Source organism: Halomonas stenophila, from assembly GCF_014192275.1.
In the GTDB taxonomy this organism is placed as follows: Bacteria; Pseudomonadota; Gammaproteobacteria; order Pseudomonadales; family Halomonadaceae; genus Halomonas; species Halomonas stenophila.
In genome coordinates this window covers 401,265-426,786 of the sequence record NZ_JACHXR010000001.1, presented here as the reverse complement: position 1 = coordinate 426,786, position 25,522 = coordinate 401,265, and the positions used below count along the sequence as shown (strand labels likewise).

Sequence of the window (25,522 nt, the reverse complement as noted above, 5' to 3'; positions counted from 1 at the left end):
CGGGGACGAGGACCGAGGTTAGAGGTGCGGGGGTTAACGACTTCCGAAGCCAGTCAGCACGGTACGGATGGTGCGCAGCACGATCAGCAGGTCGAGCCAGAACGAAATGTTCTTGATGTAGTAGAAGTCGTATTCCAGCTTGCGATTCATGCCATCCACCTCGGCAGCATAGCCCTGTTCCACCTGAGCCCAGCCGGAGATGCCGGGGCGCACCACGTGGCGATAGTGGAAGAACGGTACGTCCTTCTGGTACCAGCTGGCCAGGTCCATGGATTCCGGACGTGGACCGATCAGGCTCATGTCCCCCTTCAGCACGTTGAACAGCTGGGGCAGTTCATCCACGCGATACTTGCGGATCACCTTGCCTACACGGGTAATGCGCGGATCCTCGCTATCCTCGGTGTAGCCATTGCCCTGCTGGTGGGTGTACATGCTGCGGAACTTGTAGACGGTGAAGGGGCGGCACTGGAAGCCCATACGCTGCTGGGTGAAGAGGACGGCCCCCCGGCTCTCCAGGCGAATCGCGATGGCGGTGATCACCATCAACGGCAAGGTGAGAGGGAGCGTTGCCAGCACGGTGAGGAGGTCCAGGCAGCGCTTGAGCATCTCGTAGCCCTCATCCGGGCGCAGGCTTCCATAGCGATTCTCGTAGAGGTACCCCAGCTGCACACGCCCGGTCAGCCACTCCAAGGTGGTGGTGGCATGGTAGACAGGGAGGCGATGAAGCGTGCAGTCGGCCAGGAAGCGCTCCCACTCAGGAGGGAGATCGTCGTACAAGTCGGCAACTACACCATCTATGCCGACATTACCCAGCTCAGGTGTACCGAGGCTATGCCACTCGACGCCGTGGTTTTGACACAGGCTGGGTGCCTTGCCGAAGGGTACTACGCCGAGCTTGAGCACCCGATAGTGCCGCCCGATCCGGTAACCGGCGGTACCGTAGAGCATCGTGAGGAGGTAACCGGCGAGATAGAGCTCATCGAGCAGTTCGCGTTCCAGGAAGAGCACAACCGCGTAGGGAATCGCGAAGCATACCGACGTGACCGGGATGCTCAACCGATGGACACAGGTTCCGGGCAGGCGTCCCATGCGCTGCACGGTCGTCATCGAACACCAGTAGGCCAGGGTCGTGAGCAGGAAGGTAAGCCACTGGGTCGGACCGGCGGTCTGCCACAAGAGGCTCTCCCGGCTTACCAGCGAAGGCAGCAGGACAGCGAAGGCCAAGCCCAGCCACAGCTGCAACTTGTCATTATTCAGCAGCCTTTTGACAAGACGTGCTTGCCACCCTTGACCCGGGAAGACAGTGGTAACAGTGACCATGACGTTGTCCATTCGCTGGTGGCAGCCAACTTGCTGCTGTTTGCTTCTAACAATAAAAATCTATTTATAAGCGTATGTGTAATAACTGTATTTGGTGGACACCTTGCGGCGCATCGCATTGAGAATGGCGCCCTTGAGGATGATGCCGCTGTTTTCCAGCTTCTCCACCGTTGCCTCTATCTCACCGGGTGGAGTCATGCCGAAACGTGCCACGAGTAGGCTGGTACCGACCTGCTTGCCGATGATGGCGGCATCGGTCACTGCCAGCACCGGCGGGGTATCGATGATCACCAGGTCGTAGCGGGACGATATCTCCGCCATCAGCCGGGAAAAACTCGGCTGCATCAGCAGCTCGGAGGGGTTAGGCGGAGAAACACCCCGGGCGATGTAATCCAGTCCCTCCACCTTGGAGGCATGGATCGCACCTTCCAGAGTCAGCTTTCCGCCGAGCAACTCGGAGAGCCCCCCTTCGCTGTCGCCATGAAAGGCATGGTGGACATGCCCTTTACGCATGTCGCCGTCGATGACCAGTACCTTCTGGCCAGCCTGGGCACAGACCGCGGCCAGGTTGACGCTGATGAAGCTCTTGCCGACCGCCGGCGAGGAGCTCGTGAGCATCAGCCGATTGTCACCCGCCTCCAGCATCGCGAAGTGCAGGCTGGTACGCAGGCTACGCACTGCCTCGATGGAGAGGTCGGTCGGGCTTCGCAACGCCAGGAGGTCGTCCAGGCGAGCATGCTTGCGGCGGTTCAGGCCGGCCTTGAAGCCCTCCGAGAGCTTGGCCTGCTCCCTCGAGAGGGGGACGGTGGCATAGACCGGCAGGCCCTGCTCCTCGAGCTGCTTGGGTGTCTCGATACCCCGGTTGAGCAGGTAGCGGGCCATGACGAGGGCAATGGCGACGAGCAGGCCCATGAGCAGGCTCAGCATCATGATCAGGTTCGAACGCGGCGCAATGGGCGAAGGCTGGACGACGGCCGTGTCGAGTATCCTGACATTGCCGACAGTGCCCGCCTGGACCAGACGCATTTCCTGCTGCTTGTTGAGCAGCTGGACATAGATCTCCTGGTTGACGCGCGCCGCCCGCTCGAGCCTGAGGATCTCCTGCTGGGTCTCGGGGAGGTCCGTGATGCGACTCTCCAGTTCCGCCTTGTTTGCCTGCAGCTGTTGCTTCTTGTCCAACAGCGCCTGGTAAGTGGGGTGGATGCTGGTGAACCGCCGCTCCAGCTCCACCCGCTGGAACTCGATATCCGACAGCTGGTTCTCGAACGCCACCAGCTTGTTCAGCATGGTTTCGGTCTCAAAGTCCAGATCGACGGAGTCGCGCTGGGCACGATAGCTGTTCAGGTTGGTTTCGGAAGCGGAGAGCCGCTCACCCACCTGGGGAATCTGCTCCTCGAGGAACGCTAGCTGGCGGTCGGCCTCGGCGGACTGACGCTCGATATTCTGGGCCAGGAAGACCTGCATGATGGTGTTGAGGGTATCCTCGATCTGCGTCTTGTCCTGGCCGGTCAGGCGAAGATTGACCAACCACTCGCCCTCCGCCTGGTGGCTGCTCAAACTCGACTTGAGCGCGTTGATCGCACTCAGCCGGGTACTCCGGTAGAGCAGGAACTCGGCGCCTGCATGCGCCTGGAGGCGCTGCACGAATAACCGATAACCATCGTCGCTGTGCACCGTCTCGCCGGCCTGGCCGGTCAACAGAGCCCGTTCCTCCTGACGCAGGACGTAACCACCGTCCCCCGTCGAGCGGATGATGTAGGGGCCTGGATCCGCCCCACCGGGCACCTCGAAGCGCGACACCTTGGCAAACTCGTTGGCCCACACATAGGGCTGGTCACGCATCAAGGACGGCACGGACACGCCCTGGTTGACCAGGAAGTTACCGAGGAAGGGCAAGCGTTGGGGTGAGACGCGGATGGTCAGGTTTTCGCGATCGACGGCCTCACCCAGCACCATTCTCGATTGCAGGATGCCGATCTCGGTCAGGGTCCGATTCTGCTCGACGCTGACCTGACCCGACATCCCGGGCAGGTTGATCAGCGAGCCGTTCTCGCTTTCCACCTGAACGAGCGAATCGGCACTGTAGATGCGGGGCTGCGAGCCGGCATACAGGTAGCCACCCATGCCAAATAGCACCATCACCAAAGCAATCAGCCATTTATGATCGACCAGCCAGCCGACGAAGTGGCCAAGATCGATGTCCGGCACCGCCGATGATGGCAAGGGAAGCTTATCTGTCACGGGACGTCCTTTGCTGGACATTGAAGGAAAAAGGACTGGATAACGTCCGCGTGGGACAACCTAGATGGGGATGCCTATTGGTGCGATTACGAGCCGTTGGCCACGCTACCGCCCCGGGATATCATCGCGAATCTCACCGAGCCCCCGACATTGTTCACACTGTGCAAGCAAACTGTGACGTTGAGTAAGTGTGAGAAAGAAACACCAGCTACTCAAGCATGAAGATAGCCATGATGAAATGATTACAAAACTAGTACCGGAGGCTTTTACACGAACTACCTTAATGCCTTTTTTAGTTCTTTCAAAGGATAAACGTCATTATAAACTGGATTTGTTATGCTGCTTTTATTACCTGAAATCGTGAGGACGAAGCCAAGATATTTCCTGGTTCTACCACGAAGCTATCTTTGATCACCGGCGTATTCTTTCCCGGGTTCTTTGACGTTTCACTTGGATTTGACCTGATCAAGCAGGCGGACCGACGGGCTGCCGATCAGGTAGATCGTGGCGCTAGCCTCCGCCTCTTGAGGCCGCCGGCGAATAGCCATCCCTTGCGGTTATGCGCAGTGGCGCACTGCCGGTACAGCGTGAAGCCAGCCAGGCGCTGGAGGAGCGCTACCTCGGGCAGCTCGAGGAACTGGGCATGGCCGTGACCCACCCCGACCTCGCTTCCTTCCGTGAAGCGGTCAAACCCGTGATCGACAAGTGGGCCCCCCACCGTCGGTGAGGATCTGGTCGACGCTGCCATCAACTACGAGTACTGAGGCCACGACGCCCGCAGACAACACGACTACCTGCGGGCGCCCTACTGACGTATGAGGCAGCAACGGAGACTTACTCTATTGCTGGCGAATAGGGTCATCAATCAGTTCAACCGTCTTATCGGCTGGTCACTGGCCGCCCTTCTGCTGGTGATGACCGTGCTCATTTTCTGGCAGGTATTCGCCCGATTCGTGGTCGGAATCCCACTGTTCTTCTCCGATGAAATCGCCCGCTTCGCCATGCTCTGTCTGACCTTCCTCAGGATCGGTTATGCCTACCGCAAGGGGAGCTGATCTCCGTGGACATCGTGCTGGAGTATGCCGGCAAGACGCTGGCCTGCCTGCTGCGGATCGCCATCATCCTGTGCTCCGCCCTCTTCGCCTTCATCATGGTCAAGTACGGCTTCGACCTGACGGATCGCGTCTCCAACCAGACCGCCCCCAGCACCCGCATTTCCATGATGTGGCCCTACATGGCCATTCCCGCGGGCGGTGTGGTCATCGTGATTAACAGCCTGGGGCTGTTGCTCGATGAGGCGCTACCGCTACGCTAGCTTCCAGCACGAGTGGGAGCGCACCCACCTCGAGAACAGCCGTGACCTGGTGTTCAAGAACACTTTCGCCGACATCGAGACGGCCATGACACTGGGCGGCAAGAACGGTACTCGCTTCGAGTGCGAATGCTACGATATCGGCCACCTCTACAGCCTGCGCCACCTGATGGATCGCGACATCGTCGGGGGGCGAATCTTCGTGCAGAGCGTGTTCGGCATCCTGGGCGGCATCGGCCCCCATCCGGAAGACGTGATGCACATGCGCCGCACCGCCAACCGGCTGTTCGGCGATGACTATGAGTGGTCCGTGCTGGGGGCTGGCAGCAGCCAGATGCGCATCGCCGCCCAGGCCGCCGCCATGGGAGGCCATGTCCGCGTGGGGCTCGAGGACTCGCTGTGGCTGGCGCCGGGCAAGCTTGCCGAGAGCAATGCCAGCCAAGTGGCCAAGGTCCGCGAGATCCTCGAGGGCCTCTCCTTCGAGCTCGCGACCCCCGACGAGGCGCGCGAGATGCTGCAGCTGAAAGGCGCCGAGATCGGAGAGCACTGCATCGTCGGCGCCCCCGCCAAGGTGGTCAGGGAGCTGACCGACGACGAAGTGCAGTCGGCGCTGGACAACAGCCGTCGCTATGTGCAGAAGATCGACACCTACCGCTCCCTGGAGCGCGTCGACCCTGCCTCCTAGCCCAGCCACCCTTTTCGGCCCGGAATCGATGAAAAGAAAATCCGTTACCTCACGCGATGTCGCCCGGTTGGCCGGCGTCTCGCAATCCACCGTCAGCCGTAGCTTCTCTCCCAACGCCAAGGTCTCGGAGGGGACGCGCAGGAAGGTAATGGACGCCTCCCGCGAGCTGGGCTATCGCCCCAACACGATCACCCGCTCGCTCATCACGCGCTCGAGTCGCACCATCGCCGTGGTGACCTACAGCCTGGAGAACCCCTTCTACAGCTTCATGCTCGAGAAGGCCTCTCGCTTCTTCCAGGCGCAGGGCTATCACCTGCTGATGTTCTTCGCCCCACCGAGTGGTGATTTCGACGCCGTGCTCGATGACATCATCCGCAGCCAGGTCGAGGGGGTATTGATGCTGGCCATCACCATGACCCAGCACCAAACCGGGCTGGTGGACGACTTCGGCATCCCGGTCGTCATCATCAATCGCACGGTCGACTATGCCGGGATCAGCCAGGTGGGCAGCGACAACGTTCAGGGCGGCTACTGGGCCGGTCGCCACCTGGCGTCCCTCGGGCATCGACGCATTGCCCTCCTGGGCGGCTTGCCGGACTCCTCAACGCATCAGCAGCGTGAGGCGGGCTTCCTCGAGGGCCTGCATTCCATGGACCAGACCTGCCCGGCGATCGAGATCGGCAACTATCGCTACGACGACGCCTGCCAGGCGACCCGCCGCCTGGTCGGCTCTCCTACGCCACCAGACGCCCTCTTCGCGGCCAACGACCTCATGGCGCTCGCCGCCATGGAGATCCTGCGTCATGAATTCGCGCTCGAGGTGCCCGGCGACGTCATCGATCCAGCGCTCAACCTGCGCCGTAGCCCGGAGGTCGCTCCTGCCAGCGCAGCGCCAGGTATCACCCAGCATCTCGTCCAGGTCCACGGTCTGGTTGCCAGGCTGAGGCTTGACCAGCACAACGGGCAGGATCGCCCGAACGGCCCACCTTCTTCGAGCAGGTGAGCGACACAGTGCACGGCATGCCCCCGATCCAGTGCCTGGTGCTGACGGATCTCGGTCAACTTGAGCTAGGCTGGGGGCGCTACAGCTTGCCGACCCAGCTGTCGGCGGCCTGCACCAGCAACTTGTGCACCTGCTGGAAGGCCTCATCGCTCTTGCGATAGGGATCGGGAATCTCATGCCCTTGACCACCTTCGAGCCAGCGGCCGAAGAGCATGGTCTTGCCCAGGGCGGCGGGATCCATCTGGCTGACCACCAGGCGCTGGCCAGCGGACATCACCAGCACCAGGTCGGCGCCCTGGAGGATCTCGCTGGTGAGCTGGCGCGCCTCGTGACCGCTGACATCGAGCCCCTCCGCCTCGGCCAGGCGTCGCGCCTTGGGCTCCACGCCCTGGCCGACCAGGGCGTTGAGACCGGCGGTCTCGATCTGCTTGTTGGGCAGTCGCGCCGCCAGCAGGGCGCCGGCCACGGGGCTGCGACAGATATTGCCGGTGCAAAGCACCAGGATACGCTCGAACATAGGGGTCTACTCGCTGACATCACGCACGTCGGTACTGGATTCCGCGATTGTACCCGGCAGCTGCACCGAAGGCAGCAGCAGGCTGATCACGCGGTTCCAGCGGGCGATGGGCGCGGTGGCCACGTAGACCACACCCTCTGGCTCGAGTTGGAAGCGGTTGCCGAGGGTGGAGACGGCGGCGTTGCTGACATCGAGCTGGTACACGGTGGCCAGGCGGCTGCCAGGGCCCAGGCGCAGCCACCCAGAGTGCCGAGCGCCGATAGCCATCGGCAGCGTACAGCAAGGTGCCGCGGCACATCCTTGAGAATTGTGGGAGTGCCGGTCCGACGCCTCAGCAGAGAGCCCGATGGCACCATCAGGCGCCCGTGGCATCCCCCACCGCCGCTGCGCGACGGATCGCGGAGGAAGGGGCCGGCTCAGCCGGCGGCCTGAGCCATGACGTCGTCGAGCACGCGGCAGGTGGTGTCGATTTCTTGCTCCGTCAGGGTGGGGTGGCAGAGGAACATCAGGCTGGTCTCGCCGAGTTCGCGGGCCACGGGCAGGCGGGTGTCGGGTCGCCAGCCGGTGTCGTCGAAGGCCTTCTCGAGGTAGACCTCGGAACAGGAGCCGCTGAAGCAGGGCACGCCGCGCGCGACGACCGCCTCGATGATGCGGTCCCGGCTCCAACCGGCATGAAGCGCCTGGGGCTCGACGAAGACATAGCACTTGTAGGCGGCGTGCTGGATGTCGTCGGGAACGACGGGCACGCGGAGCCCGGGGCACGCTTCCGCCGCCGCCCAGATGCGCTGGGCATTGGCGCGACGCGCCGCCGACCAGGCCGGTAGCCGACGCAGCTGGATCCGACCGATGACCGCCGGTATCTCGGCCATCCGCCAGTTGGTGCCCAGGCTGTAGTGCAGCCAGCGAAAGCCGGAAGGCGGCGAGGGATCGTGCACGGCCTGCCAGCTCTTGCCGTGGTCCTTGTAGGCCCACATGCGCTGCCAGAGCGCCGGGTCGCTGGTGGTGACCATGCCGCCCTCCCCGCCGGTGGTGAGAATCTTGTCCTGGCAGAACGACCAGCAACCCACCCGGCCGATGGCGCCCACGGGCTGGCCCCGATAGCGGGCGCCGTGAGCCTGGGCGCAGTCCTCGATGATCGCGATGCCATCGCGGGACAGCGCCATCAGGCCCGCCATGTCGCAGGGCCAGCCCGCCAGATGCACAGCGATGATCGCCCGGGTGCGGGGCGTGATCACGGCGGCCACGGTCGCCGGGGTGATGGTCTGGGAATCGCGATCCACATCGGCGAAGACCGGGGTGGCGCCCACCGCGGCGATGCAGGAGGCGGAGGCCAGGAAGGTCCGCGAGGTGACGATCACCTCGTCGCCGGGGCCGATGCCCAGGCCGCGCAGGGCCAGCTCCAGGGCCACCGTGCCGTTGCTGACGGCGATGGCGTATTCGCAGCCCAGGCTCTCGGCGAACTCGCGCTCGAAGTCACGGCCCTGGTGTCCCGTCCAGTAATTGACCCGGTTGGACAGCAGGACCTCTTCCACGGCCCGGGCCTCTTCCTCGGTGAAGCAGGGCCAGGGAGAAAAGGGTCCATCAATCATCGAAGGCCTCGCGCGTCAGGAGTTCGCTTTCCTTCATGACCACCGGCGCTTCATCGACGTCGCGCAGAAAGATCATGTCGTCCTGGAACACATAGTGCCGATAGGCGAAAGAGAACCCATCGGGATTCAGGTTGGCCTCGAGGTAATCGAGGGGCAGATTGGCGCCGGCCCTGGCCAATGCCGACACGAAGGCCACGCACCTCACGTTGATTTCGGTGATCATCGGCTGCCCGTCTGCCGCTTCCTTGAGATCCGCCGTGAACACGCCGTGCGGCTGGATGCCATGGCGGGCGAAGACCTCCCGGATGGCGTCATCGGCGATATCGACCAGGTGCCGGTCATTGATCAGGCGCCCGAAGGCGGTGTTGCCGGTGATGCCGGACGGAGCCACCTTGGCCATGATGTACTCCACCCGTTCGGCACACGCCGAGCGCAGCAGCTGGCCATCGACATAGAGCAGCTTGCAGGCCAGGTTTCGGCCCGGCAGGAATTCCGAGGCAATGAACTCCTCCACGGCGGGGTTGATGCGCACCCATTCGTCGAGGGCTTGCCGGTTGTTGACCTTCAGGGAGCCGAGACCGCTCGACCCAGTGGTGGCACGCACCCAGAACGGATAGGGTAACGGCAGGTCGCCGATATCGGCGCCGTTCGAGAAGGTGCAATGCTTCGGCAGATACTGCTTGCCGTGCAGGACGTCATGCATCGCCTTCTTGTCCACCAGGACGCGACTCGCCTGATAGGCGGGAACGAACGCCTTGCAGGGCAGCCTGTGTTCTTCCTGGGCCCTGGCCCAGGCCAGCACCTCGACCTCCGGCATGACCACGGCCAAGGCGATCTCGTGCCGATTGACGATGCGGCCGATGGCAGACCAGTAATCGTCGCTGTCGGCCTCCGGCACCACGTAGGTATCGAGGTAGCTGTCCCGGTCATAGAGGCCGATGCCCAGGGGATTCGCATCCACTCCCACGAATCGATAGCGCTCACAGGCCGACTCGAGAATCGACCTGACGAAGCTGCGGGGTGTGGGTCCCCCCACCCCCGTCACGAGGATGTTGATCCTGTCAGTCATGTTCGTTGCTCCTCTTGCACGCCGACTTCACCCCCTTAAACCTCGGCATGCCAACATCATTGGCGTGGGAGATACCTTCACGAATGAACACCTTTCTGGCCGTCAACATCAGGATCCTGATATCCAGCCGGAAGGACTGGTGGTCGACATACCAGATGTCGTAGTGGAACTTCTCTTCCCAGGTGATGGCGTTGCGCCCGTTGACCTGGGCCCAGCCGGTGATGCCGGGGCGTACCTCGTGGCGGCGCCGCTGCTCGGGGGTATAGAGCGGCAGGTAGTCCACCAGCAGTGGCCGGGGGCCGACCAGGCTCATGTCGCCCTTCAGGACGTTCCACAACTCGGGCAGCTCGTCGAGGCTGGTGGAGCGCAGCAGGCTGCCGAAGGCGGTCAGTCGGCATTTCGCGGGCAGCAGCTCGCCTTGCGCGTCGCGGGTATCGCGCATGGTGCGAAACTTGACCATGCGAAACGGCTCGGCGTGGCGTCCCGGGCGGGTCTGAATGAAGAACACCGGCGAGCCGAGCCGCCAGCGCACCAGTAGCGCCACGACGAGCAGCAGCGGCGCCAGCAGCGCCAGCAGGCCGGCAGCGACCGTCACATCGAAGCATCGCTTGAGCATGTGAACCCCATCTCCTTGAGCATCACCGCGTTGACTCGCCTGACGTCATACTTCGTCAGGGCCGTTTGCCGGGCGCGCTCGCCCATGCTGATCGCCAGTTCGGGACGCTCGAGGAAGCGACGCATGGCCGCGGCCAGGCTGTCGACGTCCCGCGGGGGGACCAGGTAGCCGTTCTCGCCGTCCACCACGGTTTCGCGACAGCCGGGCGTATCGGTGGTGATCACCGGCCGTCCCATCGCCAGCGCCTCGAGGATGGTGCGCGGCACGCCCTCGCGATAGAAGCTGGGCAGCACGAAGACGCTGGCGGCCCCGAGGGCCTCGCGCACGTCACGCATCGAGCCGAGATAGCTGATGACGCCGTCGGCCTCCCAGCGAGCCAGCTCCGCGGGCGGAATCGACCGCGGGTTGCTGTCCAGCATCCCCACCAGCAGGAAGTGGGCCTCGGGAAACTCCGCCTTGAGGCGATAGGCGGCCTCGGCATAGTCGCGCACCCCCTTGTCGATCAGCAGGCGGGCGATCAGCAGGAAGGTCGGGCGCGGGGCCGGCGCCCGCGGGGCGTAATGGTCGACGTCGACCCCGGAACCGTTGACCACCACCGAAGGCGTGGCCCCGTTCAGCACGCCCAGTCGCCGGAACAGGGCCTGGTCGTCGGGGTTCTGGAAGAACACCTTGTGGGCGAAGCGCAGCGACTGGCGATAGAGGCCGGTGACGAGCCCGCCGATCAGGCGTTGCCGGCGGCCGACCTCGTGGTCCGAGAAGGCGTAGCCAAGCCCGGTGATCAGCGCGAAGCGGTGCGGACACCCGGCCAGGAAGGCGCTCAGGGTGCCGAAGATCACCGGCTTGATGGTGTAGCCCAGCACATAGTCGGGCCGGATGCGCCGCATCAGGCCGACCAGGCCGATCAGGGTGCGCAGGTCGTCCAGCGGACTGATGCCCGTGCGATTGAGGAAGACCTCATGGACCCGTGCGCCCATCCGCTCCAGCTCGGCGCGGACCGGGCTGTCCGGGGGCAGGTTGGGGCCGGCGGCATGGACCCTCAGCCCCAGGGCGATCAGCTCGGCGATCAGGTGGCCGCGGAAGCTGACCAGCGACACCGGCGCCCCGGCGATGATCAGGAAGGTCCCCTGTGGTTCCCGGTTCATGAGCGCTCCTCTTTCGCTGTCCGTCCCTTGCGCCCTGCCGCCCCCCCCGCCCCATCGCCGCCCCGCCCTGTCGCGGGTGTCACCGAGGCACTCGCGCCAGACGTCGTCGAAGGCGCTCACCATCCGCTCCAGGGTGAAGTGATCGGCGATGCGTCGGGTGCAGGCCTGGCGCCGCTCGGCCCAGCGCGCCGGCTGCCTCTCGCGCTCGTCAAGCGCGGCCAGGATCGCCTGCGCGAGCGCCGTCGGCTCCCGGGGAGGCACCAGCCAGCCGGTCTCGTCGATGATCCGCGCGGTGTCGCCGACCGCCGTGCCTACGCAGGGCGTTCCGCAGGCCATGGCCTCGGCGATCACGTTGGGAAAACCCTCGCCGAAGGCGCTGGAGAGCACGTGCAGGTCGAGGGCGTTCATCAGCCGCGGGATATCCGAGCGCACGCCCAGCAGGCGAACCCGCGACGCCAGGCCCCGTGCGTCGATCCAACCGACCAGCTCGGCGTTGTCGGCATCGAGGCGTGCGCCGATCAGCAGGCACAGGAAATCCTGGCCGCGGGCCTGCACCTCGGCCAGCGCCTCGAGGAGGTTCCGGTGATCCTTCTGGGCATTGAAGCGCCCCACCATGCCCAGGACGGGCCGGTCGGCGTCGTCACCCAGCAGTGCGGCGCGCTGCGCGGCGGCGTCCTCGCGGGGCCGGAAGTCGGCGAGGTCGTAGCCGTTGGCGATCACCACCAGCTTGTCGGCACGATAGCCGAGCGAGGCATGCAGCTCGGCCGCTTCATGGGCGCAGCAGACGATGCGCTCGGGAACCCATCCCGACAGGCGCGCACCGAGCCTGGCCGCGAGGATCGAGGAGCGAGAGCTCTGCCCCGCCTCCAGGGCGGTATGGCGGATCCCCCAGCAGACGTGGCGAATGCCGGCGAGGCGCGCGCAGAGCCCGCCGACCAGGTCGGGATGGTACATCCAGGTCTGGACGAGATCCGGACGCAACCGCCTGAGGTGCCTGTAGAGGGTCACGCTCCCGGCGAGCAGCCCACTCAGGCGGGTACAGTTCAGGGAGAACACCTCGACCCCGTGAGCGCGTAGCGTCTCCTCCAGGGCACCACCGCCGAGCATGGCGATGACGGTGTGACGGTGGCACGTGTCGCCCGTGCACAGCCGGCAGAGGGCCGACTGGGCGCCCCCGGGGTAGAGGCTGGTGATGACATGGACGATATGCATGCAGGGCTCCCTGTCGTGGCGTGATCGCGGCAGGCCTCAGTCGGCCGGCGAGTGCTGCTTCAACCATTCGAGTACCCCGAAGGGCACCAGGGAGAGCATCGTCCACTTCAGGCAATAGCCCCGGCCATGCGTCCAGTAGAAGGCACCGGGCAGTGCCGAGACCGGCAGCGCCTCACGCTTTTTCTTCTGCTCGAGCCAGGCGTACTTGATCATCTGGTTGGCGTAGATCTTCAACCACTTCTCGTCCTCCTGGGTGGTGTACGCGCGGAGATCTTCGACCATGTCGCGGAAGAGCGCCATGGACGGGATATTGTTGCGGGACACGCCGATCACGTCCCCGTGGTGGACGGAGGCGACATGGGGCGACCAGACCAGATACTTCAATCTCGCCAGCAGCTCCACCCAGGCATAGAGATCGCCGGAGCGCTGCGTGCGGCCTTCGGGAAAGACCCGATGGGTATCGAGCGCGGCCCGCTTGATCAGCACCGAGTTGGTACCCATGGCACGCCGCCCCTGGCAGGCCTGCTTCAGGTAATCCGTGAGATGGAGCACCTGGGGGCCCCGGGGCATGAAGCGCTCGGCGAAGGCGTCCAGTTGCTGCCGACCGCCCCGCTGCAGGAGACGCGCCGCGCTGATGAGCGCGATTTCCGGATAGCGGACGGCGATCCCCATCGACTGGTCGAGATGGTCGAGCAGCCAGACGTCATCGGCGTCGAGAAAGGCGACCCAGTCGCCGCGGGCCTGCTGGATCCCCAGGTTCCGCGCGGCGTAGCCGCCGGGCCCCGGGCATTCCCTTCGCAGTACCCGGATCCGGGCATCGTCGAAGCGGGCGACGCGGGCCAGGCTATCGTCCCGTGAGGCATCATCGACGACCAGCACCTCGAGCCGCGGATAGCTCTGGTCGAGCACGGACTGCAGGGCCCGTGATACGTAGTCTCCCTTGTTGTGGACGGGGATGATGACACTGACGAGTGGCCGCATGACGCTCTCCCTCCTCCCCTAATCGATGCCTGAAAAGTGACTGTGCTCGCCGACTTTCCAGACAAGCCTCAGGCGCTCTTTCTCGGCGTGGATTTCACCTGTTCCTCATAGAAAGGCGAACAGAAGGTGTAACAGATTCCCATGCCGATCAACATCCACATCAGCCTTGCCGAGTATCCCTTGAAGATGAACGGCTCCTTGATCTCGGCGATGAACATGATGATCATGATGACGATCCACAGGCTCTTGTAATGGGTAATCACCAGCAGGAACCGAGCGAGATAGCCGATCAGCAGATAGAAGAGCACGGCCAGCGGGATACCCAGGGCCGTGAACATCCGCATATACCCCGCATCCACGCGTCCCTGCAGATTGAAATCCCCCCAGTGGGCCCCCACGCCAAACAGAAGCTTCAGCCACTGGCCCGTCATGTCGAACATGCTGGCCACCGTGGTGACCGTTCCCTCCTGACGAATTCCCTCGACGCCCTCATAGAGAAAGCTGATGGAGTAACCCAGCAGGCTATCGGGGAAGAGCATGGCGAACACCGGGGGGGCGATGACCACGATAGCCGAAATGCTGATGTAGAGAATGACCCGCCGCATGGACGCCTTCTGCCGCGACATCATCAGGTTGAGAAAATGAAACAGAACGATGCCGATGAAGCCGACCACGATACCGGTGCGGCCGATGAACAGCAGCGAGGTGAAGATGGTCACCGAGGCCACCAGGAAATACAGCAAGCCGATCTTGCGCTTGATATAGAGGGCCTGGAGCAGCACCAGCACGGTGCCGTGGAAGAGCGAGAGATTGGCCGCGCCCCCGGAGGCGATACCGCGAAGCCGGTACTCGCGGGTCAGATAGTTGATATTGGTGTTCTCTTGCTGGTACAGCATGGACTCCACGAACTGGCGGAACGGCGGAAAGTGATACTCCACCAGGATGATGATGGCGTTGATGAAGACCACGAAGGCAATCAGCCGGAAGCACAGGGTCAGTGCCTGATCCAGGTCGAGCGCCTTGTCGATCATGTAGAAGGCCAGGACGAAGCCCAGCAGGATGTAGATTCCCACCTGGATCATGTAGTTCTGGAAGGAGGTGCTGAAGGCCTCCATATAGACGATGATCAGGATCAGGTTATACAGGCAGAACAGGCATAGCCCGATGAGCGTCAGCAGCAGGGATGCTTGCTGAAATGACCTGAGGACCAGACGATAATGAGCGACGAAGAACAGGAAGATCGAGATCATGCCGCCGTGGATCAGCATGCCGCCTACATCGAAATAGGGGCTCAGCAGGTAGAGATACAGCAACAGCGTCAACATGATGATATTTCGATAGGTCACCCCGTGGATGTACCGGAGGCCCCCTCGGAAGCTGTCGACGTCCATGGCTCTGGTTGAATATTTCACGGTCATCCACCTACGCTTGGGGTTCTCTGGCGTCGCCGGTGTGATGCTCCCCTACCTGAGGCTCGGAGCGTAGCCCCTTGCTCCGCTCCGAGCCTCAGCGGTCATTTATAGGAATAGTTGTAATAACCGTACCCATAGCTGATGGCGGCGGTCTTCTCGATCGCGTTGAGGATGCAGCCCTTCACCTCGACCCCGGTCGTCTCCAGGCGACGCACGGCAATCTTGACCTCGCGCAGCGGGTTGACACCGAAGCGCGCGACCAGCAGGGAAGTGCCGGCCACCTTGCCGATGATGGAGGCATCGGTGACGGCCAGGATCGGCGGCGTGTCGATGAAGACGAGGTCATAGGCCTGGCTGACCTCCCCCACCATCTCCGCGAACTCTCGACGCATCAGCAGCTCGGAGGGGTTGGGCGGTGCAACGCCACGTGTCATGTAGTGAAGACCAGGCACATCGGAGGCGCGGATGGCCTTCTCGGCGGACAGTTTGCCGGAGATCACCTCGGAGAGCCCCTTTTCGGACTTGTCCTTGAAGGTGTGGTGCAAGTTGCCCTTGCGCATGTCCGAATCGAGCACCAGCACCTTCTGCCCCGCCTGGGCACAGACGAAGGCCAGGTTGATGGTGATGAAGCTCTTGCCAATCCCCGGACTCGGGCCGGTGATCATGATGCAGTTGTTGCGCGCATCCATCATGGCGAAGTGCAGGCTGGTGCGCAGCCCGCGGATCGCTTCCACGGCCATGTCGGTGGGATGGGACTTGGCCAGGAAACTGCCGATGGCATGCTTGGAGACCTTGTCCTTGCGGTACTTGATGCGCTTGACGAGTTTCATCTGGTCGAAGGAGCGGGGCACCGTGGCATAGACCGGCAGGCCGAGATCCTCCAGTTGCTCGGCACTCTCGACGCCCTTGCTGAGCAGCCCGCGCAGCAGGATCAGGCTAATGGCCAGCAGCAGCCCCACCAGCATGGCGATGACCATGATCAGCGCCGGCCTCGGCTTGATCGGCCAGGGCTTGACCATGGCGAAGTCGATGATGCGCACGTTACCGACGGTGGCGGCCTTGGCGATGTTCAACTCCTGCATGCGGTTGAGCAGCTGCACGTAGATCTGCTGGGTGACCTCCACATCACGGGTCATCCGAAGGATCTGCTGCTGGGTCTCGGGCAGGTTGCTGGTGCGCTCTTCCAGGTTGGCCCGCTCGCGCTGGAGCTGGGCCTTCTTGTCGAGCAGGGCGGCATAGACCGGGTGATTGGGAGTGAAACGCCGCGACAGCTCGGATTCCTGCATCTCGAGCTCATTCATGCGGCTCTCGATATCGACCATGCTGGTCAGGACGTTCTGGGTCTCCTGAGTCAGATCGACGCTCTCCTGCTCGGTGCGGTAGTCGTTGAGCCGATTCTCGGCCTGCACCAGCTGCTCCCGCACCCGCGGCAGCTGTTTGTCGAGGAAGTCCAGGCTCTTCTCGGCCTCGGCGGCCTGGCGGGCGATATTCTGCGCCAGATACACCTCGGCGATGGCATTGAGCGACGACTCCACCTCGGCGCGATCGGGGCCAATCAGGATCAGTTCCAGGACGCCGGTATCGCTCTCCCCCTTCTGCAGGACATTGAAGCGGCTCTTGAGGCTGTTGATCGCCCCCTGAGGGCTGCGCTTGACGACGGTGAATCGGGCCCCGGGCGGCGCCTGGATCTCGCCGACCCGGATCTCGATCCAGGGGGTGCTGGCCTCGGCCCGCTCACCGGGCCAGCCGGTCAACAGCACCTCCTCCTCCTCCTGATCGAGGAGCCGGTAGCCGCCGTCGCCGGTCACCTCCAGGATGAGCGGCTTGTTCACGAGCTCCGGATCGACGCTCAGCGATTCCACGCTGATGCTCTCGCCGCCCCATACCTCGGGCCGGCCCTCGGCGAAGGCGGGACGCAGGATCTCGTGGCGGATGATGGCGTTGCCGACGACGGGGAAAACGACGGGTGAGACGCTGATATCCAGCTTCTCTTGGCTCGCCGCCTGGCCGATGATGAGCCGGGAACGCAGGATTTCCACCTGTGCCGCCGTCCTCGGCTCTTCTTCGGTAAGCATCGCCGCGATCTCGTCGGCACCGTTATTGCCACCGGCCCTTTCCACCTGGACGAGGGCATCCCCCTGGTAGATAGGGGTGACGAGCTGCGAGTAGACGAAGCCGGCGATCCCGAACAACAGGGTCAACAGGATAATCTTCCACTTGTTATCGATCAGTATGCCAAGCAGGCGTCCCAGATCGAAATTTTCTTCACCAAGGGGCATGGTGGGGGAAGGAGACATCCCTTGGCGGGGTTGTACCATGGTGTTCGTATGCAAACTGGTCATGTTGATGTCATCCTTGGAAGGGTGCGGCGAAACACCGCTCTGGAAGACCCTGCCTCGGGTATCATGGCAACCTCATGCGCGGTCCTGGATGACCCGCTGCCTGAGGTTGCCATCACACGGAGTGGCTCGAGTGGATCAGAGGTCGCCAACATCACTGGTCGTGTCAGCCACCGTACTGGGCAGGCTGATGGACGGCAGCAGCAGACTGATGACGTTGTTCCAGCGAGCCAGCGGTGCAGACGTCACGTAGACGACGTCCTGAGGCTCGAGCGGGAAATAGGACCCCATGTTGAGGGCGACGGCGTTGGAGATATCGAGCTGGAAGACGGTCGCCATCTTGTCGCTGCCCTGCGGCTTCGCCCGAATCACGAAGATGCCGGAAGGTTCGGCACGACTCTCGACGACGCCCCCGGCCCGAGACAGGGCATCGGTGAGACTGAGGTATTCCCTACCCACCTGAACATTGCCCGGGTTGCGCACCTGGCCCAGCACGGAGATGTTCTGGTTCTCTGCCGAGGAGACATGGAGGACGTCACCGGCCTGCATCAGGGTGTTCTGTGTCAGATCACCCTTCTTCAGTATGTCGTAGAGAGACAGCGTCCGTTCCTGGCCGTTACGCGTCAGGGTGACGTTGTGCCAGTTGGCATTTTCGGTGGCCCCCCCCGCCTGGCTGATCGCATCCAGCACGGTCATGGCCACATTGGTGATGGGCTGTGTGCCGGGAGCTTCGACCTCGCCGCTGATGTAGTACTTCTTGGAGCGGAAGGCCGCCACATTCACCTCGACCTGGGGCTCGGCGATATAGGTCGCCAGGCGCTGGGTGAGGATGCTACGGATCTGGTTGACGGTCTTCCCCTCTACCTGAATGTTGCCGATATAGGGATAGTAAATGGTGCCGTCGGCATGGACCAGGGTACCCGATTCTTCTGCACTGCGTTCACTGCCCGCCGGAATGGTCAGTTCCGGATGATCGTAGACGATGATATTCAGTACATCACCCGGCCCGACATAATACTGATATTCCTCGATCTCGCGTATCATCTCGGGCGACATCGACTGCGCCTTCGTGGTGCCATTCTCGGCACGATAGTTCGAGATCAGTTGCGGCGTGATCGACACGATATCCACCTGATTATCCAGGTTCATCTCCTGCGCTTCATAATCGATATGGCCACCGGGTGCCAGAGCACACCCTCCCACCAGGCTCACAGGAAGCAGTGCGACAGCCAAGCAGGTGCTGCGTGTCAGCTTGTTCATGGTCTTCCTCTCCCTCGCTCTCAAGAAATGCCGAGTGCTCTTCTGGAGTCCAGTGGCCCACCCTTCTCATTCATCGGCGAATCACCGACCGAGCTCATCCGTGGTGCCTTTGCCCGATGCCCAGCAGAAAGTGCCAGATGTTCGCTATGCGCGCTTCATGGTTTTTTTCGAGAGAAACTCTCGCCCGCTAACAGTCAGCAATGACATCTTCCATGAATGGCATCATCACACTCGATGAATTACAGGTTCACCCCGAACACATACAGGGTCACAATCATCATTACACAAAATTACAAATATAACGAACTGTCGTGAGTATGGAATTTCTCATTTCTAAAGACTTACTAAAGACTTAGTCGTCATGATGCATGATGACAGTCGAAGCAATCGCATACCGACTTCATCTTCCTGTATTGAAAGGCATTTCAATCGGACCAGGAAAAAAGGAACGTGATGACTGGTCACTAGAGGCGGGATCGCACAGTCACGGGCGGAGAATGGATCAGGCAGGAGGAGAAAACTAGTCATTTCCGTCGTGCCGGAATGCACGAGAAAGCCCCCCATTCCAGCCAGACAGCCTAGTCTCAGCGGCCGAGGGGCTCGATAGCGTCGATATTCCTGCCCAGGTCCATCACGGCATCCGAGGTGTTGTGCAGTCGCAGGAAGTTGTTGCCGATGAACCCACTGACCTCGTGGGAGGTGATGATGGCATTGCGACCATCACCATCGTTGCCCTGGATATCGACCTGCCGCGACCACAGCAGGCGCACATGGCCTCCCTCGAGCAGGTTGTCCTTGATCTTGACGATACGGGTAAACTTGTCGGCATTCCCCTGATAGGCATCGGTAATGGTGGTGCCCGAGGTACTGAAGCGATTGCCGAGTATCCATAGGCCTCTCGAAACGCGACCGTCCCGCTCTTGGTGGAAGCCGCCGTACACGCAGCCTCGCTTGACCTGGCTGGCCACGTTGTACAGCACATGGATGCCGTCGTGACGGTCGATCCAGTAGGCATTCAGGGTATTGATCGCGCTGTTGGCGATCAGCTGGGTATCATAGGCGGAGGCGAGACGGAAACCATGTAGCGTTTGACCATCGGTATGATTGGCCATGATCAGCACGTTCTGTGCCCCGCCCTCGCAGCCGATCCCGACCTGGCCGCGCAAGGCTCGGCACTGGCGAATCACGCCACGATGCGTCGAGTTCCAGAAGTCACTGTGAATGTCGTTGGTAAAGTCCCCTACCCCGTAGCCGGCCACGAAGATTCCGTAACTGGAGGCATCCTCGGTGCGGACCCTCTCGATCAGGAAGTCGGAGACCCCCGACAGCACCAGCAGGGGGCCGTTGTCGGTGGCACGCTTGTCGGCACCGATCAAAGAGAAGTCGGACAGCACAACGCCACTCTCATGAAGGGTTTCCCCGACATCGAGATGCATCAGCGTATACCTGTCCTCGAGCCAGTCCTCGGGACGCGCTTCGATAACGGTATTCGCCATCCCCTGACCACGCAGGCGCAGACCATCACGCAGTCGCAACTTGCGATGCACGAACCAGTGCCCCGCCTCGATCACTCCTATCACCCTGTCCGTGGCGACATCGTCGATAAAGCGCTGAAGGTGTCGATGGTCCGTCACTGGATCACCGCTGGGTGCCATGCCCAGCTGGCTGGTGGTGAGAATGGGCGGCCTGGGACGTATCCCGGGCGCCGCCGCATCCTTCGGAGACACAACCGAGGCCGCCCCGGCAGATGCCAGAAGGGCACTGTCGGTATCCGTGAGGGAGTCGAGTGACATGGGCTGGCTCCTGGTTGTCGCGACGTGCAGTTCGGCGTGAGGGCCATGAACACGGGAATTCGAGATGCCATCTTGACCCCGCTTCGACCTCACGAAGAAGACGAGTGGCTCACCAGCACCAGCTTCCTGTCGTCATTGTCGTGGGAGGGCGTGGCGCTTCGCCCTTCATGGGGCGCGGTGATGGTGAGTTCGATACACGAATCATCATAGTCGGCGTGCACCGACTCGGCTCGAGGGGAAAAGTAGAGGCTCTGACGCATGCCCTTCAGCACGACCCGCGCCTTGCCCGGCTCCTTCCTGAGCAGTAGCTTGAGCACGAGCATCAGGTTGGAGCAGAGTACCGAACCGAGCCGCCGGCGCGTCTTGTACTTGCGCGCCAGGAAGATGTTGTTCCTGATAAAATGACTGTAGTAGGCGATTCTAGCCGGATTGGTCTCGGGCAGGATGCTGATGCCACCGGTGCCGGCGCGAACGTGGGCGACCTTGCTGTCTCCCACCAGATACCCGGGGGCCTCACGGGTGATACGGAGTGTGAACTCGGCATCCTCGCCCCAGATGAACATCTCGGCGATCGGCAGCCCGTAGGTTTCCAGGATGCGGCGAGGTACCAGGATCGACACGAAGGTACTGTATCCTACGGCTACCAGGCCATGCTCGAGATACTGAGGCCAATGGTTCTTATGCCATTCACTGAGATAAGGCAGGTTGGTCAGCCTGCCGGCCTCGGAATAGGCCATCGAGACGAGGTAGCTCCTGGGCGTACGCTTCTCCTCGAGCAGGGCATCGGCCTCCAGCAAGGCTTCCAATGCCGTGGGTTCGGGTATCACATCGTCGTCCATCATCCAGACATGATCGGCACCATTATCATAGGCCACGCGAAAGCCAAGATTGAACCCGCCTGCCGCTCCCTTGTTCTCCTTGAGCGTATAGATCTTGATATCGGAAAAGCTTCCGTCATTCAGCATTTCCAGGGTGCCATCCGTACTGGCATTGTTGATGACAATGATGTCATCACAGGGTCGTGTCTGCGCCTGGATAGCCTCGAGGCATCGCTGAAGCAGTTCCTTTCGATTGTAGGTCAATACGACCGCGATTACCTTATCCATCATGGGCTCTCCCTTGGTTTGCTTTGCCTGAAATCAGTAAAGAACACCATGACGCTCGGCTATCAGGGGCCAGCTTGCATCCTTTTCCGAAATGACCGTTACCGGAAGCGGCCACTCGATTCCCAGTGCCTCATCATCATAACGCAGGCCATCTTCGGACTGGGGCGCATACCAGGACGTCACCAGATAGCTGACTTCGGTATTGTCTTCCAGGGTCATGAAAGAATGCGCAAACCCCTTGGGGACGTAGAGCTGAAGACGGTTCCGGCTCGTCAGCTCGAACATCTGATGTTGCATGTACGTCTCGGAATCTTCACGGATATCGACGATGACATCGACAATGGCGCCATTGAGACAGCGAACCAGCTTATCCTCCCCGTAGGGCGGTTTCTGGAAATGCAGCCCTCGGAGGGTCCCGCGTTGAGCCGAGAAGGAGGTATTCTGCTGAACGAAATCGCTATCCAGCCCCATTCGGGAAAACTCCTCGCGGCACATCGTCCTGGCGAAGAATCCTCGATCATCGCCGCGGGGCTCGAGCTCGATGAGATAGGCATCCTTGAGGGTCGTCTCGATGAATTTCATTGTGTCCCTCCCCTTACGCTTAGGCCAGAGTCGTTGTCCCGGAATAGATCCTGACCTGCTCGCTGTAGAGCCGATCGACCAGCCGGCCTTCCGGCATCCGGACATCATCCATGGTCAGAGGCGCATCCTTCCTGACGGGGTGTTGCAGTGTGGCGTCGATAGCCAAGCCGATGGGCAGCAGGTTATCCCGGCAAATCGTCGCCATATTCTCCGCCACCCCATAGACTTCGAAACCGCCGAATTCGGTGATCCGTTCGCCTTCCGATAGATCCTTCTTGGCCATGGCGACGACCCCGACCCTCGGCGCGCCCTGTGGCGCCAACACCGCGTCGTTGAACAGCACGGCGCGTGCCACTGAGGTCGGCACCTCGAAATGGCACAGATGGTAAGGGGTGTAGAAACAGTAATAGGGTCCCTTGCCGAGTTTGTAGAGTTCGAGATAGTGCCTCTGTCGGGGGTCTTCCAGCGTACCGATCACGAACACGCCCGGCCCCGGCCGGGCCCCCACCACATAGTCCACCAGGCCGGTGCTCGAGGTGTTCAGATAGGGGGCGAATGAGGAGACGGTCTGCTCGATGGGGATCAGTGGTGCATTGGGGTCACCCCGCGAGAAATCCGGCCCCAGCATGCCACGGCGTGCCACTCGCATGCCGGTACCATTGGCGACGATGGCCTGTTCGAAGGAGATCTTGGTGCCATCGGCGAACGAGGCCACCATGGCCGGCTTCTGCCCCCAGCGTTCGGCGAAGGCGCGTTGGGTGGCCGGGTTGCGATAGGGATCGTGGAGCCCCTTGATATTGCCGCAGAGCACCGGCCTGAGGCCGATGCCCTGGGCAAACCGGTAGAGATTCATCTGCACGCCGGGTTGATCGCCGTCAGCGAAGGTATAGATGACCCCGGCCTGATCGGCCTTGCGCTTGAGGATCGGCCCGATGGTACCATCGAGTTCCGCGTTCATCTGGATGACATGCTTGCCGCTGGTGATGGCCGACAGGATGGCCAGTGCCGCGTACTCGATGGATCCGGTCACTTCGATGATGGCATCCAGGCCCTCTGCCGTCGCCAGGGCATTGGCATCTTCCGTGACCACGGGCTGACCTCTGGCGATGGCCAACTCGATCTGCGAACTGGTATCGCACCGCTCCGGCGTGAGGCCTGCCTGCCCGAAGACCTGGATGGCCGATTCGATATGCCGGTTGGCCACCGCGCAAAGCGTCATGCCCGGTGTCGCCGTCATGATCTGCAGGCCGATCCCCTTGCCCTGGAATCCCGCCCCGATCATGCCCACGCGAATGGGGTTGTTGTCCGCGGCTCTCTTCGCTAGTGCTGTGTCTACGATAATCATGGCCGTCTCACAAAATGGGGAAAGGTTTCGTTCGTCGACTCTTTCAGGCAAGGCTAGTCCGCCCAAAGCTTCCAGGGGGGGGTATCCGCCCAGCTGGCCTCGAGCACCATCTTGTCACGCAGCGAATCCATGCTTTGCCAATAACCCTGATGGTGGAAATATCCCAGCTTGCCCATCTCGATCATGCGCTCCATCGGCTCGTTCTCCCAGGTCGTTCGGTCGTCATCGATCAGGTCCATCACCTCGGGTTCACAGACGAAGAAGCCTCCATTGATCAGCCCCCCATCCACGGCTCCCTTTTCCCGGAAGGCCTTGACGTGACTGCTCGCCTCATCCAGCCTCAGGGCCCCGTATCGTCCGGGCTGTGTCACCGCCGTGAGGGTGCACCAGCAATCCGAGGCACGGTGGGCCTCGACAAGGGCCTGGATGTCCACATCGCTGACACCGTCACCGTAGGTCAGGCAGAAGGATTCATTGCCGATCAATGGCGCGGCGCGCTTGATCCTGCCGCCGGTCAACGACTCCGCACCGGTATCCAGTACGGTCACGGTCCAGTCTTCGCTGACGCCCTGCAGCCATTCGACCCGCCCCGTCTTCATGTCGATGGTGTAATCCGTCTGCTTGCCGCGGTAGTTGAGAAAGTAATTGCGGATATAGTCGACCTTGTAGCCGCCGAGGATCACGAAGTCCTTGAAGCCGAAATGGGCATAGTTCTTCATGATGTGCCAGAGAATAGGTCGCCCGCCTATCTCTACCATCGGCTTGGGACGAATCGAGGTCTCCTCGCTTAGACGAGTACCGAAACCACCTGCCAGGATAACGACTTTCATGATCTGTACTCCCGCTCGGTTGTTGGTATTGGATACCGAGGTCGGCATCATGAGCGATGCCGGCCTGTCATGATCTTGTCCATGTCAAGGCATCCGTCAGCCGGCCTTGGTCCACATGATCCTCGAGGACCTTCAGCCGCATCAGGGAGGAAAGGCGAAAATCGGCATCGGCGAAGTCCATGCGCGTCAACCCGTCGACGAGGCCCTGAATGGAATCATGCAATGTCATTCTGGGTTGATGGTCCGGTGCCAGGGTCTCGAACAGGCCGAAATCGACCTTGTAGGAACGGCTGTCGACCGCCGCTTGCTCATTGATACTGAGAGTCGTGTCGGGTATCGCCCCGGCAACGGCTTCGGCCAGGTCGCGTACCTGATGGTTGCGCTGGCTGGACCCGGTGTTGACGCTGAGGATTCGGCCCCCTTGACTGGCCGGGCGCGCCACGGCCCAGTCGATGGCCCGCGCCATATCGTTGACATCGATCAAGGGGCGCCAGGGCGTGCCGTCGCTCAGCACGCTGATCTTCTTCTGCGACAGGGCGCAGGCGACGAAATCGTTGAGTACCAGATCGAGCCGGAGTCGCGCGGACATGCCACAGGCGGTGGCAAACCTCAGGCTGGTAATGACCATGTCCCCTTCGATTTCCTGTAGCGCCTGCTCGGTACCGATCTTGGACTTGGCATAGGCCGTCATCGGTGACAAGGGGTCTGTCTCCTTTCTCGGTTCGCCGCTGGCCATCCCGTAGACACTGCAGCTGGAGGCGAACACGAAGTGGCCGACGCCTTCCGTGGCCGCTTGCCTGGCAATGCGCACGGTCGCCTCCTGGTTGACCTCTCGCGTGACCTTCGCGAAGCGACTCCCCATGGGGTCATTGGAGATGGCGGCCAGCTGCACCACCGCCATGTAGCCCTCGAGCATGCCGTCGGGCAACTGGCGAATGTCGCCGAAATACTGGCGAGCCAGGTATCGCTCCGGAAGACAATCGACCCCGGTCAGATAGTGCGCGAAATAGGCATTGTCGTAGCCATGCAGTTCGGCCTCCGGATGTTGCCTGGCCAGCTCTCTCACCACCACAGGGCCGACATAGCCCATATTGCCAATAACCAGTATCTTCATGTCATTCCCTTCCCTTGCATGCCATTCAGGATTGAGGAACCGATGTGTCTGTCC

At 62.0% G+C, this 25,522-nt stretch carries 21 protein-coding genes and 1 pseudogene; 4 read left to right on the top strand and 18 right to left on the bottom strand.

Going from position 1 to position 25,522, the window contains the following annotated elements:
* Nucleotides 1-33: 33 nt before the first annotated feature.
* On the bottom strand, nucleotides 34-1,320 hold the full coding sequence (locus tag FHR97_RS01895) for an exopolysaccharide biosynthesis polyprenyl glycosylphosphotransferase (protein ID WP_183382064.1): 1,287 nt from the start codon (nucleotides 1,318-1,320) through the stop codon (nucleotides 34-36).
* A gap of 60 nt (nucleotides 1,321-1,380) precedes the next feature.
* Nucleotides 1,381-3,561 carry a polysaccharide biosynthesis tyrosine autokinase gene (locus tag FHR97_RS01890; protein WP_343065540.1) on the bottom strand — a complete coding sequence of 727 codons (2,181 nt, stop codon included), beginning with the start codon at nucleotides 3,559-3,561 and terminating at the stop codon, nucleotides 1,381-1,383.
* 559 nt (nucleotides 3,562-4,120) lie between these two features.
* Between FHR97_RS01890 and FHR97_RS01885 the strand changes: the two genes are divergently transcribed.
* The 4 genes and pseudogenes from FHR97_RS01885 (at nucleotide 4,121) to FHR97_RS01870 (ending at nucleotide 6,561) form a co-directional block, all read left to right on the top strand.
* Nucleotides 4,121-4,288: a hypothetical protein gene (locus FHR97_RS01885; protein ID WP_246403668.1), complete on the top strand. Its 168-nt coding sequence runs from the start codon at nucleotides 4,121-4,123 to the stop codon at nucleotides 4,286-4,288.
* An 88-nt stretch (nucleotides 4,289-4,376) separates the two neighbouring features.
* A pseudogene (locus FHR97_RS20670) lies at nucleotides 4,377-4,876 on the top strand (TRAP transporter small permease).
* Nucleotides 4,854-5,558 (top strand): 3-keto-5-aminohexanoate cleavage protein, encoded by a 705-nt coding sequence (locus FHR97_RS01875; protein ID WP_246403662.1) that lies wholly within the window; start codon nucleotides 4,854-4,856, stop codon nucleotides 5,556-5,558. The pseudogene FHR97_RS20670 and the gene FHR97_RS01875 overlap by 23 nt, the downstream one beginning before the upstream one ends.
* Before the next feature lie 28 nt (nucleotides 5,559-5,586).
* The gene (locus tag FHR97_RS01870; protein ID WP_183382062.1) at nucleotides 5,587-6,561 is read left to right on the top strand and encodes a LacI family DNA-binding transcriptional regulator; all 975 of its coding nucleotides are present in this window, start codon (nucleotides 5,587-5,589) and stop codon (nucleotides 6,559-6,561) included.
* Nucleotides 6,562-6,640: 79 nt separating this feature from the next.
* On the opposite strand, the gene FHR97_RS01865 is transcribed toward FHR97_RS01870, so the two are convergent.
* The 16 genes from FHR97_RS01865 to FHR97_RS01785 all read right to left on the bottom strand — a co-directional run bounded on the left by FHR97_RS01865 (nucleotide 6,641) and on the right by FHR97_RS01785 (nucleotide 25,468).
* Entirely contained in the window at nucleotides 6,641-7,078 is a 438-nt protein-coding gene (locus FHR97_RS01865) for a low molecular weight protein-tyrosine-phosphatase (protein ID WP_183382061.1), read from the bottom strand.
* Between the two features lie 6 nt (nucleotides 7,079-7,084).
* Nucleotides 7,085-7,282, bottom strand: coding sequence for a hypothetical protein (locus FHR97_RS01860; RefSeq protein ID WP_343065538.1), 198 nt, complete (start codon nucleotides 7,280-7,282; stop codon nucleotides 7,085-7,087).
* A 212-nt stretch (nucleotides 7,283-7,494) separates the two neighbouring features.
* On the bottom strand, nucleotides 7,495-8,667 hold the full coding sequence (locus FHR97_RS01855; RefSeq protein WP_183382059.1) for a DegT/DnrJ/EryC1/StrS family aminotransferase: 1,173 nt from the start codon (nucleotides 8,665-8,667) through the stop codon (nucleotides 7,495-7,497).
* Complete coding sequence (locus FHR97_RS20095; RefSeq protein ID WP_221187637.1) at nucleotides 8,660-9,736, bottom strand: ATP-grasp domain-containing protein; 1,077 nt, start codon at nucleotides 9,734-9,736, stop codon at nucleotides 8,660-8,662. Before FHR97_RS20095 ends, FHR97_RS01855 begins: the two co-directional genes overlap by 8 nt.
* Nucleotides 9,729-10,352, bottom strand: coding sequence for a sugar transferase (locus FHR97_RS01845; RefSeq protein ID WP_183382058.1), 624 nt, complete (start codon nucleotides 10,350-10,352; stop codon nucleotides 9,729-9,731). Before FHR97_RS01845 ends, FHR97_RS20095 begins: the two co-directional genes overlap by 8 nt.
* Nucleotides 10,328-12,706, bottom strand: coding sequence for a glycosyltransferase (locus FHR97_RS20090; protein WP_221187636.1), 2,379 nt, complete (start codon nucleotides 12,704-12,706; stop codon nucleotides 10,328-10,330). Before FHR97_RS20090 ends, FHR97_RS01845 begins: the two co-directional genes overlap by 25 nt.
* A gap of 36 nt (nucleotides 12,707-12,742) precedes the next feature.
* A complete protein-coding gene (locus tag FHR97_RS01830; RefSeq protein WP_183382057.1) occupies nucleotides 12,743-13,687 on the bottom strand; it encodes a glycosyltransferase family 2 protein in 945 nt (314 codons plus the stop codon).
* 68 nt (nucleotides 13,688-13,755) lie between these two features.
* On the bottom strand, nucleotides 13,756-15,105 hold the full coding sequence (locus tag FHR97_RS01825; protein WP_183382056.1) for a hypothetical protein: 1,350 nt from the start codon (nucleotides 15,103-15,105) through the stop codon (nucleotides 13,756-13,758).
* Nucleotides 15,106-15,200: 95 nt separating this feature from the next.
* Nucleotides 15,201-17,378 carry a polysaccharide biosynthesis tyrosine autokinase gene (locus FHR97_RS01820; RefSeq protein WP_246403652.1) on the bottom strand — a complete coding sequence of 726 codons (2,178 nt, stop codon included), beginning with the start codon at nucleotides 17,376-17,378 and terminating at the stop codon, nucleotides 15,201-15,203.
* Between the two features lie 198 nt (nucleotides 17,379-17,576).
* A complete protein-coding gene (locus FHR97_RS01815) occupies nucleotides 17,577-18,698 on the bottom strand; it encodes a polysaccharide export protein (protein WP_183382054.1) in 1,122 nt (373 codons plus the stop codon).
* 584 nt (nucleotides 18,699-19,282) lie between these two features.
* Nucleotides 19,283-20,491 (bottom strand): right-handed parallel beta-helix repeat-containing protein, encoded by a 1,209-nt coding sequence (locus tag FHR97_RS01810; protein WP_183382053.1) that lies wholly within the window; start codon nucleotides 20,489-20,491, stop codon nucleotides 19,283-19,285.
* A gap of 89 nt (nucleotides 20,492-20,580) precedes the next feature.
* Nucleotides 20,581-21,600, bottom strand: coding sequence for a glycosyltransferase family 2 protein (locus FHR97_RS01805; RefSeq protein ID WP_183382052.1), 1,020 nt, complete (start codon nucleotides 21,598-21,600; stop codon nucleotides 20,581-20,583).
* A 30-nt stretch (nucleotides 21,601-21,630) separates the two neighbouring features.
* Nucleotides 21,631-22,179, bottom strand: coding sequence for a dTDP-4-dehydrorhamnose 3,5-epimerase (gene rfbC, locus FHR97_RS01800; protein WP_183382051.1), 549 nt, complete (start codon nucleotides 22,177-22,179; stop codon nucleotides 21,631-21,633).
* A gap of 19 nt (nucleotides 22,180-22,198) precedes the next feature.
* A complete protein-coding gene (locus tag FHR97_RS01795) occupies nucleotides 22,199-23,524 on the bottom strand; it encodes an NAD(P)H-dependent oxidoreductase (RefSeq protein ID WP_183382050.1) in 1,326 nt (441 codons plus the stop codon).
* Nucleotides 23,525-23,577: 53 nt separating this feature from the next.
* Nucleotides 23,578-24,354 (bottom strand): glucose-1-phosphate cytidylyltransferase, encoded by a 777-nt coding sequence (rfbF, locus tag FHR97_RS01790; RefSeq protein WP_183382049.1) that lies wholly within the window; start codon nucleotides 24,352-24,354, stop codon nucleotides 23,578-23,580.
* 67 nt (nucleotides 24,355-24,421) lie between these two features.
* On the bottom strand, nucleotides 24,422-25,468 hold the full coding sequence (locus FHR97_RS01785; RefSeq protein WP_183382048.1) for an NAD-dependent epimerase/dehydratase family protein: 1,047 nt from the start codon (nucleotides 25,466-25,468) through the stop codon (nucleotides 24,422-24,424).
* Nucleotides 25,469-25,522: the final 54 nt, after the last annotated feature.